This is a genomic window from Paenibacillus sp. ClWae2A (assembly GCF_032452295.1).
GTDB lineage: Bacteria > Bacillota > Bacilli > Paenibacillales > Paenibacillaceae > Paenibacillus.
On the sequence record NZ_JAULSQ010000003.1, the window covers coordinates 274,642 to 288,916 of the forward strand.

At 47.4% G+C, this 14,275-nt stretch carries 11 protein-coding genes; 2 read left to right on the top strand and 9 right to left on the bottom strand.

Annotation, left to right across the window (positions count from 1 at the left end; translation table 11 throughout):
* Positions 1-10 precede the first annotated feature (10 nt).
* The 3 genes from QVE09_RS12450 to QVE09_RS12460 all read right to left on the bottom strand — a co-directional run bounded on the left by QVE09_RS12450 (position 11) and on the right by QVE09_RS12460 (position 5,914).
* Positions 11-1,900 carry a bifunctional homocysteine S-methyltransferase/methylenetetrahydrofolate reductase gene (locus QVE09_RS12450; RefSeq protein WP_315937050.1) on the bottom strand — a complete coding sequence of 630 codons (1,890 nt, stop codon included), beginning with the start codon at positions 1,898-1,900 and terminating at the stop codon, positions 11-13.
* 139 nt (positions 1,901-2,039) lie between these two features.
* Complete coding sequence (dapF, locus tag QVE09_RS12455; protein WP_315937051.1) at positions 2,040-2,873, bottom strand: diaminopimelate epimerase; 834 nt, start codon at positions 2,871-2,873, stop codon at positions 2,040-2,042.
* 182 nt (positions 2,874-3,055) lie between these two features.
* Positions 3,056-5,914, bottom strand: coding sequence for a cation-translocating P-type ATPase (locus QVE09_RS12460; protein WP_315937052.1), 2,859 nt, complete (start codon positions 5,912-5,914; stop codon positions 3,056-3,058).
* Between the two features lie 355 nt (positions 5,915-6,269).
* Between QVE09_RS12460 and QVE09_RS12465 the strand changes: the two genes are divergently transcribed.
* The gene (locus tag QVE09_RS12465) at positions 6,270-8,042 is read left to right on the top strand and encodes an Rqc2 family fibronectin-binding protein (protein WP_315937053.1); all 1,773 of its coding nucleotides are present in this window, start codon (positions 6,270-6,272) and stop codon (positions 8,040-8,042) included.
* A 428-nt stretch (positions 8,043-8,470) separates the two neighbouring features.
* Complete coding sequence (locus QVE09_RS12470) at positions 8,471-8,917, top strand: GNAT family N-acetyltransferase (RefSeq protein WP_315937054.1); 447 nt, start codon at positions 8,471-8,473, stop codon at positions 8,915-8,917.
* A gap of 142 nt (positions 8,918-9,059) precedes the next feature.
* Here QVE09_RS12470 and QVE09_RS12475 read toward each other — a convergent pair whose 3' ends face one another.
* The 6 genes from QVE09_RS12475 to QVE09_RS12500 all read right to left on the bottom strand — a co-directional run bounded on the left by QVE09_RS12475 (position 9,060) and on the right by QVE09_RS12500 (position 14,257).
* Positions 9,060-9,929, bottom strand: a complete 870-nt coding sequence (locus QVE09_RS12475; protein WP_315937055.1) for a PHP domain-containing protein — start codon at positions 9,927-9,929, stop codon at positions 9,060-9,062.
* 65 nt (positions 9,930-9,994) lie between these two features.
* Positions 9,995-10,918, bottom strand: a complete 924-nt coding sequence (locus tag QVE09_RS12480) for a selenium metabolism-associated LysR family transcriptional regulator (RefSeq protein ID WP_076211396.1) — start codon at positions 10,916-10,918, stop codon at positions 9,995-9,997.
* Positions 10,919-11,050: 132 nt separating this feature from the next.
* Positions 11,051-11,488: a hypothetical protein gene (locus tag QVE09_RS12485; RefSeq protein WP_017687436.1), complete on the bottom strand. Its 438-nt coding sequence runs from the start codon at positions 11,486-11,488 to the stop codon at positions 11,051-11,053.
* A 165-nt stretch (positions 11,489-11,653) separates the two neighbouring features.
* The gene (locus tag QVE09_RS12490; RefSeq protein WP_095290540.1) at positions 11,654-11,917 is read right to left on the bottom strand and encodes a YlbG family protein; all 264 of its coding nucleotides are present in this window, start codon (positions 11,915-11,917) and stop codon (positions 11,654-11,656) included.
* A gap of 30 nt (positions 11,918-11,947) precedes the next feature.
* Positions 11,948-12,385 (bottom strand): YlbF/YmcA family competence regulator, encoded by a 438-nt coding sequence (locus tag QVE09_RS12495; protein WP_036614642.1) that lies wholly within the window; start codon positions 12,383-12,385, stop codon positions 11,948-11,950.
* 153 nt (positions 12,386-12,538) lie between these two features.
* Positions 12,539-14,257, bottom strand: a complete 1,719-nt coding sequence (locus tag QVE09_RS12500) for a helicase-associated domain-containing protein (protein ID WP_315937056.1) — start codon at positions 14,255-14,257, stop codon at positions 12,539-12,541.
* Between the last annotated feature and the right edge of the window lie 18 nt (positions 14,258-14,275).

Sequence of the window (14,275 nt, forward strand, 5' to 3'; positions counted from 1 at the left end):
ATCCGTTTTACTATTGTAATTGATTATTAGGGTTGAAACAAGTAGGACATTGATGCTCCGACTTCTCCCATACGTATTGAGTCAGTTCGGCCGTCATGCCGTAGAACATAAACGGTGTCATAAGATAGATCCCTTTGAAATGTGCTGTTGCTACGTCCAGCAGTTCCTTGGCAATTTTTACCCCCATCGCACGGCCTTCTTCGCCTTCCAGACCTGCCATACGGGAACGCACTTCATCCGAAAGCTGAATTCCGGGAACCTCGTTGTGCAGATACTCTGCATTCCGTCCACTTGCCAGTGGCATTACACCTACAAAAATAGGCACATCCAGGTGTTTGGTCGCTTCGTGCATTGCCACAATTAACTCCGGGTCATAGACAGGCTGAGTCATGATGTAATCTGCGCCAGAGGTAATTTTCTTCTCCAGTCGTTGTACAGCTTTCTCCAAATATTTCACATTAGGATTGAATGCTGCTCCGATGACAAAGCCAGCTTTCTGCTTCAGCGGTTTACCTGAGAAAGCCACTCCATCGTTCAACTGTTTGATCATGCGTATGATTTCAAAAGAAGTCAGATCGTATACCGAACTTGAACCAGGCAGATCGCCAAATCTTGCAGGATCACCTGTCACAGCGAGTACATGATTAATACCCAGAGCATCAAACCCCATCATGTGGGACTGCGTTCCAATCAGATTCCGGTCACGGCAGGCAATATGCACCAGTGGACGGAGGCCTGTGCGATCCTGAACGAGGTGACCCAGCGCCATGTTGCTCATCCGTGTAACCGCTAAAGAATTATCGGCCAGTGTCAGGGCATCGGCTCCTGCTGCTTTTAATGTCTCGGCACCTTTCATGAACTTGGCAATGTCCAAGTCACGCGGCGGGTCAAGTTCAACAATGACCGTGTGACGCTGCTTGACCAGATCAACAATCGTAGGCTGACCTCCACGTCCTGAACGCTCATCCACATGTTCATGCAGAACAATACGCGGTTTGGATTCTGACGGATCAGGCTCCAAAATAGGTGAAGGTATATAGTCAGCAAGCGCCTCTTTCATTGCGGTAATATGATCAGGTGTCGTACCACAGCAACCGCCGATAATACGAGCGCCCAGTTCGGCAAATTGCACTGCCGTCTGACCAAAGTACTCCGGAGTCGCACCATAACGGAACTCACCATCGACATAATCTGCTGCACCCGCATTCGGATAAACAGACATTGGAATTCCAATACGTCCGGAGACGGTTTCCATGGCACGCATAATTCCGTTTGGACCTGAGCGACAGTTAAAACCGATCACGTCCGCGCCCTGCTCCCGCATGATTCGGAATGCTTCAGGCATTGTATATCCGTCCAGTGTGTGTCCTACATCCTCTACCGCGAACTGTCCAATCACGGGCAGATCACTTAGCTTACGCGCTTGCAAAAGGGCAATATCCATTTCCTCGATATCATAGAAGGTCTCAAGCAGAATACCATCCACGCCTTCATCAAGCAGTGCAAAGATCTGTTGTTGATAAAAGCGTTTCAGTTCACTTGTGGAGACGTTCGTCCGCTTGCCGCCGCGAATAGAGCCTACTGCACCAAGAACATAACCGTCAGCTCCAGCCACCTCTTTGGCAATACGAACGCCGGTACGGTTGACATCCTCCACCTTGGACTCCAAACCGAATTTGGACAACTTGTCATAATTGGCAGAGTACGTATTTGTTTCGAATATCTCTGTACCTGCGTCCCGATAACGGCGATGTACTTCCGCCACCACTTCAGGTGAAATCAAGTTTAACTCTTCATATGAAATCCCTACCGGGAATCCCATTTGGTACAGAAACGTTCCCATGGCCCCATCTCCAATGAGAACTCGTTCCTGCATAGCTTTCCGCAAATCCGCCTTCATCCCTTTTCCCCCCGCCTAGCTGTGATCATTTTCATACTAATGTAACACAAAAAACGCTAAAAAACGAAGAAAAACACAGGTTTTTGATGCAAGATAAAAAAAGAGGCCCACAGGCCCCTTTGGTTAAACCTTCCACTTTTTATGAAGTGATTCCCTTAAAAACAACTTCAGCAGGTCCAGTCATGTAGACATGATTGTCAGCTTCATTCCACTCAATGTGGAGATCCCCACCCTTGAGGCTGATGATAGCTGTACGATCTGTATGTCCATTTAGGACAGAAGATACCAGTGTTGCACAAGCTCCGGTTCCGCAAGCAAGTGTTGGACCAGCTCCGCGTTCCCATACACGCATGTCCACATATCCACGGTCACGAACTGTGGCGAATTCCACATTGATTTTTTTCGGGAACATGGGATGTGCTTCAAGAAGTGGGCCCCAAGTCGTGAGATCAAAATTAACAGCATCATCAACATAGATAACCGCATGCGGGTTACCCATGGATACGGCAGTGAATTTGAACGCATGTCCATTCGCTTCAATGTAGTGATCAACCACTGGATTGGCATCCACCGTTGTAGGCACTTGAAGACCGTTCAGGATCGGCTCACCCATATCCACACGTACCGTTTCCACTTTACCATCACGAATGTTGAGACTCACCGGTTGTACCCCTGCACCAATCGTTTCAATGGTAATCTGCTCTTGGCTAACATGACCATGATCGTATACATATTTGGATACACAGCGAATGGCATTACCGCACTGTTCTGCTTCCGAACCGTCCGAATTCATGATGCGCATCTGAAAGTCCGCCTTCTCCGAAGGCAGTATATAAACCAGGCCGTCCGCTCCGATGCCAAAGAAACGGTTGCACCATTTCACAGCCAATTCTGCTGCATCTGCCGGAAGCTCCTTTTCACCAAATACAACGATAAAATCGTTACCAAGTCCATGCATTTTCGTAAATTCCATAATCTTGCCCACTCCTTTTGGCAGTCTGCTGCCAAAGCTATATTCTTGCTCTTCTACAGGATTACCATAGAAATTCATATTCAACATTTACACAAAAAAGCTATCCTGCAAAATGCCAAAGCTTCCGCTTTGAATCATTTTGAGGATAGCATAACGAAACGGGTAAGAAAAAGGTATTGATTTTATGCCGAAAACTTTGTACTTTTCGGTACGAAGCGGCCAGAACCACCCATACGGCGGCGGTTACGACGACCACCCCAGACGCTGCCTGCGCCCATAAGGAACGTTGGAATGCCCGCAGCAACGATACAGATCGCCCATTCACGCAACCCAAGTGGTACTGTTTTGAAGATCGGCTGTAACGGTTCAACGTACATCACAACCAGCATCAGTACAACCGATGAAATAACCGCAAGAACCAGATATTTGTTCTGTAAAGGATTCCGGTGGAAAATCGACCGCGAACTGCGGCAGTCAAAGACATGAATAAGCTGCGCCAAAACGAGTGTAGCAAAAGCCACAGACTGTGCTTTGATCAGTTGACCCGGATTATCCGGTGCAGCCTGAAGGGTGAGCCAGAACGCTCCGAGTGTACATAATCCAATCAACATACCCCGGCTGACGATTTTCCAACCCAGTCTGCGGGCAAAAATGTTTTCCTTGGCTCCACGGGGTTTGTGTTCCATCAAATCTTTTTCCGGCTGATCTACCCCGAGCGCCATTGCAGGCAAACCATCCGTCACCAGGTTAACCCACAGAATCTGAATAGGTACGAGTGGTAGCGGCAAGCCCATCATCATCGCAAAGAACATTGTCAATATTTCGCCCACGTTCGATGCCAGCAAATAACGGATAAATTTGCGAATGTTCTCATAAATATTACGGCCTTCTTCAATGGCTGCCACAATGGTTGAGAAGTTATCATCACTCAGAATAAGCGCCGAAGCTTCCTTCGTGACATCTGTTCCTGTAATGCCCATCGCGATCCCGATATCAGCCGCTTTAATGGCCGGAGCATCATTCACTCCATCGCCCGTCATCGCGACGACATGCCCTTTGCGCTGTAAAGATTTCACGATGCGAAGCTTGTGTTCAGGAGATACTCTGGAGAACACGTAGATGCCCTCTACCTGTTTATCCAGTTGGTCGTCCGTCATGCCTGCCAGTTGCTGACCACTTAGCGAGGCACCTCCACGTGGAAGAATCCCGAGTTGATGAGCAATGGCTTCTGCCGTTGTTCCATGGTCACCTGTAATCATGACAGTTCGTATCCCCGCCTTGCGGCATGTGGCAATCGCATCTCGCACTTCACGACGCGGCGGATCAATCATACCTGCAAGTCCTACGAATACAAGCTGACTTTCGGCGGCGTGTTCGTCAGCCACTTTTTCTTCCGGCCGTACTTCACGGTAGGCCATTCCGAGGACACGTAGTGCCGCTCCGGCCATGCTCTCATTTGCTGCCATCACTTTCTGCCGCAGCGTTCCAGTGAAAGGTACGACCTTACCTTCCCACAAAATATAACTGCAGTGTCCGATCAACACATCGGGTGCACCTTTGGTATAGATCATTCGGCCTCCCTGGTGATGAACCAGGACAGACATGCGTTTACGCTCCGAATCAAACGGGAATTCCTGCTGGCGGGCATACAACTCTTTGAGTCCGGCAGGAGTAAGCCCCATTTTGGAGGCCAGTGTGACGAGTGCCCCTTCCGTCGGATCACCTTTCAGCTCCCAGAATACATTGTCTCGTTGAACGGTTTCTTCTTGGAGATCACCTTTTTTTGTGTTTTTCTTGCTTTCCTTTTTGGTATCCTTGCCCTTTTTCTTGCTTCCCACTTCGCTTGCAACACTTTCGACAATACTGGCATTGTTGCAAAGCGCGCTGATCTGGAGCATTCTGCGTAGCGACTGGTCACTCTTCAGTTCTACCGTTCGACCGTTCTCCAGCATCTGTCCTTCAGGTGCATAACCATCCCCGGTAACCTTGATGTTACGTCCCTCCAGCCACACATCCGTTACCGTCATCTTGTTCTGAGTGAGCGTGCCTGTCTTATCCGAACAGATTACGGATGCACAGCCCAGAGTTTCGACGGAAGGCAGTTTGCGTACAATGGCTTTACGTTTGATCATTCGCTGCACACCTAGTGCGAGTGCAATGGTTACAATAGCCGGCAGACCCTCCGGTATGGCAGCCACCGCGAGGCTGACCCCTGCCAGAAACATGCCAACGGCTGGTTGACCGTGTAATATCCCGGCGACGACAACCATAATGGTTAATCCCAATGCGACAAAAATCAGAATTTTGCCCAGTTGTTCCAGCCTGTGCTGTAACGGTGTTTCCTGCTCCTCCGTATTCTGGATCAGATCGGCGATTTTGCCCATCTCCGTCTCCATCCCCGTACGGATAACTACACCTTTGGCTGTGCCACGAGTGACCATGGTACCCATAAAACCAATGTTCTTCTGATCACCAAGCGGAACGTCCTCATCGGCAATCGGAAGGCAATGTTTGCTTACAGGAACCGATTCCCCGGTAAGGGCAGACTCCTCCACATCCAGACTGTTCGTTTGCAGCCAACGCACATCAGCGGGTATGCGGTCCCCACTCTCCACCATGACAATATCCCCGGGGACAAGTTGTTTGGCGGCAAGGTGTACTTCCTGGCCTGAACGAAGCACTTTGGCAAGAGGTGCAGACAACTGTTTCAATGCACGAAGAGATCGTTCAGCCCGGAATTCCTGTACAAACCCCAGAATCGCATTCAGTACGATAATAGCCACAATCGTTACCGCATCCAGATACTCACCCAGCAATCCGGATACCAACGTTGCTCCCATCAACACCAGCACCATAAAATCCTTGAACTGATTCAAGAGCAATGTAATCGGAGAAATTCGTTTCCCCTCGCTCAGCTCATTCGAACCGACCACTTTCCTCTTCTCTGCTACAGCTTCATCCGTCAATCCTTCCTGCGGGCTGACGCCAAGAGTGTTACGAAGCTCTTCATCACTAAGTTGATGCCACTTGGTATGTTCCATGCTTCAAGTTTCCCTCCCAGTCTGTATTTCATCTGCAAAATAAGCTCACATGTTTCACCGGCGTGCTGGTCGACAGGCTGTACACTATGCCGGACAAACTACCTGCTCTATATGTATTCGGACAGGTCTGTGATTAGCACCCGGAAGGTGAATCCTTTCCCTGATGGACAGAATAGGCTAAAATAAAAGTCTGCGATGTTCTGCGCAGTACCGATTCCAGCGTTCAGCAGGCAAGCAACGAAAAATTTGCAGCCAGTCCTGTTTTTTACATAACCTGGTTGCTCATTTCAGTTATATAGATGAAGCATTTGGCATGATAAATGCAGATGCTCGATAGAGAGAGGAAGTGGAAAAAATGGCATTGGACGGCATCGTAACACGGGCCATTGTTCATGAACTGCAAGGCTGCATTGGTGGACGTATCAGCAAAATCCATCAGCCGAATGGCCATGACGTAGTTCTCACCCTGCGTGCTCAGCGCGGTAATAGTAAATTGCTTGTTTCGGCAAGCCCAACCTATCCCCGTGTGCATTTTACGGAAAAGACATTCCTTAACCCTACGGAAGCACCCATGTTCTGCATGTTGCTCCGCAAGCACTGTGAAGGTGCCATCATTGAGGAGATCCGTCAGATTGGCATGGAACGTATTATCCACATCAATGTGCGCCAGCGCGACGAACTGGGAGATGTTTCGGTTAAACGGATCATCATTGAATTGATGGGACGTCACAGTAACATTATTTTGCTTGATCCCGTTACAGGAACGATTCTGGATGGCATTCATCATGTGACTCCGTCCATCAGCAGCTACCGGGTAATCATGCCTGGATTCTCATATACCTCCCCACCCGAGCAACATAAAAGTAATCCGCTCGAAGTGAGTCGTACAGTATTCGAAGACAGCTATCATGCCGCTGAAGAAGAGGCATCACGCTGGCTTGTGAACTCCTTTAGCGGTCTTAGCCCGTTAATTGCGGGAGAGATTGCTGCTCGTGGGATTGCTGCTGAAGGCACAGTGAACACTCAGGCTGTGGTGGAGGGTGAGAGCCGAGTTGAGGCTGATGCACTCTGGAACGCTTTTGAAGCCGTGATGGGACCTGTCAGAGATCATATCTACACACCTGTAACTGGATTGAACGCCAAAGGCAAAATGATTTTCTCGGCCGTTCATCTTCAGAGCATTCAGGACTTGGAGAAAACCTATGACACGATGAGCAAGTGCATGGAGGATTATTACGGAGACAAGGCTGAACGGGACACGGTAAAACAAAGAGTGAGTGATCTGCTCCGTTTTCTGCAGAATGAGCGGAGCAAGAACATCAAAAAGCTGGACAACCTGAACAAGGATCTGCTGGAAGCGGACGATGCAGACAAGTTCAGACTATGGGGCGAGTTGCTGTTTGCCTCCCTGCATCAGGTTCACAAAGGGGACAAGAGCGTGGAGCTTGTGAACTTCTACGATGAAGACCAAGCCAACATTACCATTCAGCTTGATCCGTTGCTCACACCGTCTGACAACGCACAACGTTATTTCAAGCGCTATAACAAATACAAGAACAGTCTGGCTGTGATTCATGAGCAGCTTGGCAAAACCAAAGACGAGATTGACTATCTCGATAACCTGTTACAGCAGCTGTCCATTGCATCGATGAACGACATTGAGGAAATACGGGACGAGCTTGTGCAGCAAGGATACCTTCGTGACCGTAACAAAAAAGGTAAAAAGAAGAAGAAAAGTGACCGTCCGACCGTACACCAGTTTACCTCCTCCGAGGGGATTGATATTCTTGTGGGCAAAAACAACCTGCAGAATGAGTACGTAACCAACCGTCTCGCTTCTTCCAACGACACCTGGTTGCATACCAAAGACATTCCAGGTTCACATGTCGTTATTCGCAGTACGGACTTTGGTGAAGCTACATTGGAAGAAGCAGCACAGCTTGCTGCCTATTTCAGCCAAGCCAAGGAGTCCAGCAGTGTGCCTGTGGATTACACGTTTATCCGTCATGTACGCAAACCAAGTGGTGCGAAGCCTGGTTTTGTCATCTATGATCATCAGAAGACCTTGTTTGTCACGCCAAATGATGAATTGATCAAAAGTCTGCCATCCACGATTAAAAATGGATAAGGCTATATAAGCTGAACTAAAGATTATTTACACTGACACTGCGATGACAGAACAACCTTCCAATCGCTGTTATCCCCAGATTTTTCGATTCCCTTTTTCAAAGGGGAAAATCCGGGGATAAAGGCGAAGCTTATGCTTCCGAAGTAGCTTTCTTGCAGAAAGCTTTTAGCTCTGCTTTTTCAGGTTTTTTCTGTCCTCTCCGTTATCGTGTAAATGATTAGTTCCACTTATATAGATGCAACAGTAACAAAGACAGAAACAAAATCCCCTGACCGTCAACGGTTCAGGGGATTTTTGTGGATGCATCAAAATTGTTTCAATAATAATGTGAATTTCATCTTTATCTATCGTTTTTGTTGAATATTAATTCATTTATATGTATAATAATTCAATCTTCGCGAATAAAATTACAGTTAAGGAAGTGTACCATGACCATACATATCAGAGAAACTCAACCTGATGATCTGAAACCCCTGATGGCATTAATGCATGACTATGTGGTGGGATTCTACAACAACCCCTGGCCTGGTGATCAATCCATCCAGCTTTTAATCAACAACCTGCTTAATCAGCAGATCGGTGCGCAATTCGTGGCAGAAGAGGACGGGAAGCTTATCGGATTTTCCACCCTGTTCTTTACATACAGCACAATGAAAGCAGAACGTGTCGCCATCATGAATGACCTATTTGTTACGGAAACATTCAGAGAAGGCGAAGCAGAAGCCAAATTATTCGCACACTGTCAGCAATATACGCGTGATCATGGCTGTGCTTATATGTCCTGGATCACAGCAGTGACCAATGAGCGGGCACAGCAATTATTCGAGCGTCTTGGGGCTACACGTGGCAATTGGGTAAACTATTCCATTACGTAGACTCTTTTGAGCACAAAAAAAAGGACATGCAAACATGAAGGTTCAGCCTATCATGCTTGCATGTCCTTTACTACTTTGATCTTAAAATGTATCCAGTAATACAGAATCTATCATAGTCAGATAAAGCGTTGCAACGTCTCGCTTACTCTCCCTTTTGCTGTGAAGCAGCTGCCTTCAGCCTTTCCAACACATCAACCGTTACGGTCTTGCTACCAAGATCTCCGTGGAAAACAACACCTTGCCGTTTGCCATGATAATCAGATCCACCGGTTTGAATGAGGTCATATTCCTTGGCCAGCTCACCATACCTTCGTTCCGCTTCCGGGCCATGGTCCGAATGAAACACCTCAATGCCATCTGGACGAGAGTCTTCGATGATACGTCGTACCAATTCATCATCATTATAGAGACCCGGATGGGCAATCACAGCGGCTCCACCTGCGGCCCTGATCCACTCACACGCATCCTCTGGTGCAACTCGGGGTACAGATACGAAGCCAGGCTTGCCTTCAGCAAGATACCGATCAAATGCATCCCGCATGTCAACAGCGTAGCCTTTTTTCACCAGCACATCGGCCATATGAGGTCTGCCGATACTCTCATCCGGCTCTAACGGTCGTCCCAGCTCATCCAGTACCTCCTGCCAGCTTATATCAAGCCCAAGTCCCTGGAGCTTGCCGATAATCAGATGATTCCGCTCATCTCGCGCTTCTCGTAATCCGCGCAACCGTTGCAGGAATAGCTCATCCTCTGTATTCACATAATACCCGAGCACATGAATATCTTTCCCACCAGCCCGAGTGCTGATCTCCACTCCGGCAACAACATCAATATCGTACTCTTTTCCCGCTTGCTGTGCTTCCGCTACACCAGCTACTGTATCATGGTCCGTGAGGGCAACCGCAGATAACCCTTTTTGTTTGGCAAGCTTCACATTATCAGCTGGTGGCTGCATTCCATCGGAAGCCTGACTATGCGTATGAAGATCACAGCGTCCTTGGCGCTGATCCATGAACAACAGCTCCTTTGTGTAAAATCGATTATGATTAAATCTTATATCATTGATGTTGCCAACTATTATGCCTTCCCCGTCTTATGTACCGACTCAGGCTGCTCCTGCTGACGCAGATAATTCAGGAAAGCGACTGCTGACAGGGGCAACAAGGACGATTTTAGATGGATGGCATAGAACTGCCGTTTGAATTCGAGTCCGCGGATATCCACAATATGAACGAGTCCCAGAGCCAGTTCATGCTGCACCGAAGAAGGAGATAACATCGTAATGCCTACCCCTGCCTCTACGGCCGATTTTACCGCTCCTGTACTGCCAAGTTCCATTACAACATTCATATCCTGTGGATCAATCTTTTTCTTTTGCAATTGGTCTTCCATCACCTGACGAGTACCCGAGCCCTTCTCACGCAGCACAAAAGGATAATTCATTACATCCTCAATATTCACTTTGCTACGCTTAGCCAGATCATGCCCAGCAGGTACAATCAGTTTCAGCTCGTCCTGCATGACAGGCTCCACAATCATGTCCGGGTGGTGCACTGGCGCTTCAATCAGACCAAAATTAAGCTGGTGCTTCAATATATCATCCATAATTTGCGTTGTATTCATCACTTTCATGACGATTGAAATATCCGGATATTGAAGTGCAAATGGCCCGAGCATGCGTGGAAGCACATATTCCCCGATTGTTAAACTGGCTCCCAGCTGGAGTCTGCCCTGTAACATCTGGGTAAAGGCCGACATCGCTTCGTCCGTCTGTCTGACCAACTCTACACTCCGTTTCGCATGAGGTAATAAAGTCCGGCCAGCCTCGGATAATTCTATTTTTTTGGTGGAACGATGCAGTAACTTGGTCCCAAAATAGTCCTCCAATGATTGAATCTGCATCGTTACTGCCGGTTGAGTCATATGTAATGCTTGTGCAGCAGCCGAGAAACTCCCCTTCTCTGCTACCGTATAAAAAATATGCAACTGGTGAAAATTCATATCTTCGCCCCTCTTCGATTACACTCTCTACATTGTAGCCGATTTCCCGCTTGGCAACAAAAAAAGCATGCAGCTTGTCTGCATGCGATAATACTTGAATCTATGATTTCAACATATTGAATCTACTCAGGCTTACTTATGCTTACGGCTATTTTTGACCAGCGTCATTCTTCTTGAATGTCTTAACCATGAATAATATGACTTCAGGTCCCTTAACTCAATGGTCTCCGACATACGTCCCAGAAACGTAACTACAATCATTTTGTGCAGCGGGTTGCCCGCAATATCATATTCTCCTTCGAGTTCGGAAAATTCGGCGACCACCACCAGATCCTCATCAATCAGGTAGACGTCCTGTTCATTACGGTAGTATGGTGTTATACGGTCCTGCTTCAGACACTCCCATAACCACGCCGCAATATGGTCATCATCACTACGTGCAGGCTCAATACGGTCTGCATACCGCATCTTGGCATGATGGGTAATGACGATGTCGGCCACTTTCTTGTCTCCAAGAGCCACGAAAAACGGCTCGTAGGTGCTCCAACGTTGCATCACCTTATCACGCATGGGAATCACTCTCCACCAGATAGGACTTTCTATCTATTTATTACCAAATATATTACAACATTAGTCCCGCAACCTCAAGGCGTAAGTGTAACTTTTTTTCATAAGAGTCCATTTGTGCATAATTCAAGAAAAGAGCGACCCCAAAGGGTCCCTCCAGTTTCTCGTCTATATTCCGTAAAAGCTCGTTTTGTCCATGGTTTTGCTGGCATACTCGGTTTTGATCTCATTACGATACGAGCGTTCGATCTTGCGCACATAGGAAAGTCGCTTCACATTTTTCATCGTATCTTCTGCCCGTTCTGCATTAACATACATGACCACATAATGCATACGGCGGGAGATATAATGCACGGTGCCATATTTTTCGAGATTACGGGCAGCCTTCAAATCACTGACCCAAATAATGAATCCTGTCCTTTCCGCAAACATCATCGTTCCCCGCCCTTCTATAATGATTACTTAACTGCAACCACACTTGCCGCCACTACCGCAGCCGCCCTTCGGATTCGGATCATTGCTCGGTACCTTAATGGTCGTTGACACTGCAAATGCAATGGTCTCTGACATCTGGAATAACATATCATCCAGGGACTTCTCTGCCTGTTTGAAGCGGATTACCGCCTCGAAATTTTCCAACTCCTGTTCCAGAGCCTTCACCTGGTCTTTTGCTGCATGATAATCCGGGTGAAAATGACCGAAACGCTGTGTTTCTTCAAACAATTCCTTCTTGGCATTCAGCTTCCGAATCCCCATCTGAATCTCAGGGGTAGTCTCGACTTGCTGCTTCCAATATAAATAATCCGATACTTCGGCAGATTGGTTAATCATGTCGCCCAGTTCATATGCGCCCGTTAACACTTGGGCCATATCGACCGTGTTCATTTCCGCTACGCTCATGAAATATTCATCCCTATCTATATATAAAGTTCTACTTAACGTAGACTACCTCATCATAGCATATCCATGAATAGTTAAGAAGAGTTTTTCCTGCAATTAGAAATAGGGGGAACTCGAAAATTCGCCTTTCAACCTGATATTCACGTAAAATAGTCAGGTTATGACATCATCTGGCAGGATAAGACGCATTGTATCCCACTCTGACGGGGAGAATGTACGCCATTCCGTCTCTGATGCATGTTCATTTGAATCCAGCATGCACCAACCGCTTAAAGTCCATTGTTCATGACCCTCTACCTGATGTGGAATGAGGTATTGCATACGATTTTCCTGTTGTATCCCCAGCTTGGTCTGCCACTCAATGGCTTTGGCAGCAATCTGTCGTGCGGTTGAACTATGATATCGACGCCACTCCCTGTACCAGGTCTCCGGTATCTCCTCAAACCCCAACAGAGAGAACTTCTTCTCAATGACAGAATGATCACGCTCCAACCCATGCAGAAATGCCGGCACATCAACCAGACCTTGATTATCAGGTGTGTAGAAAGAAGAATATACACCGCTCAACACATCTTTTTCTAATAACTTCGGATCATCTGCGGAGCCTGTACTTGTCTCTATTACCTCCATGCAGCGATCTACAGTTAACGGTGCAGAATCCGTCTCCTTTGCCCAATCTGCTAACGCAACACGTACATTCTCCGGTATGCCTGTCAGAGCATATTGATCCAGAAACTCTATCACTTCAGGTAATCCATACCCTCTGGCTACGGCCGAAATGAATCGTTCTCTTGTCATGCGGTAGATCGACATTCGATCACGCGTCACCCGTTCTGCGCATTGCTCCAGCATCCAGATCACATCAGGCCCTGCTTCCGGTGGCACCAACATTTCAAAATCAGGCTGCATGTAAAATCCACACGACTCCGGCTCACTTACCATCTTTTGTTCCCGATTTAACAGGCTCTGTGGTTCGATCAACCAGCGGAATGTTAGCCCTCCCGACTGATTTTCTCCTACTTCACCATAACCCCAACCAGCCAGTGCACAAAGCCAGCTCCTGACCCGTGGTGTCGATTCTGAATTCTCTATATGGCACCATATGTTCTTTTCGGGAGCAAGCACGGCCAACTGATAACGGAAATGCTGCAACGCGGGTTCAGCTTCTCCGTATCTTTCCATACACGCTTGATATATTTCCCGATGCATCTGTCTCCACGAGATTTTCAACCATTTTTGTAATCGATGTTCTACAATCTGAATTTGGCCATCTGACTTCTGAACGAGATTCAGACTGAGCAGAAGATCAAGAAGGATAGCTACGTGGGTCGGATACAAATCCGGATGTTCATATCGGATGCCCAAACCATCAAAGTCTGTCGAAGATAACACCGTGATCACACTTAATTTTTGAACCGTTCTCTTATGTATCGTACCTTTACCTGTCAAAGGAAGTCCTTCTCTTCCGATCCACGCGATCAGATGAAGTAGTTCTGCAGCAATATCTGGCTTTCCTTCCTGTAGTACATGAGCATGGTGTGCCATCTGTTCAACGGTTATGCCCACTCTTTGTGCGTAAGTAATCGTCAATGTCTCCATCAGCGAAGCAGGAATATAGAATAATCGCTCCCCCCAACTCTTATATACAGATTCAATCCATCCTTGCTGCCTAAGGTTGGCGAATGAAGAATTGGCTTCTGCGACACTTAGTCCTTCGATGGCCCACTGTTCTCGCGGCAGGAGGGAGGAAAAAGGCTGACCGGCATGTTTGTGAAAAATTGCACCCAGCACTTTTTGCTCCACCAAAGCAAGCTTTGACCATGAATCAAGGTTCAGTACCACAGGCTCATCTATTGGTTCAAATGAAGACATATCCCAATCCCTCCTCTT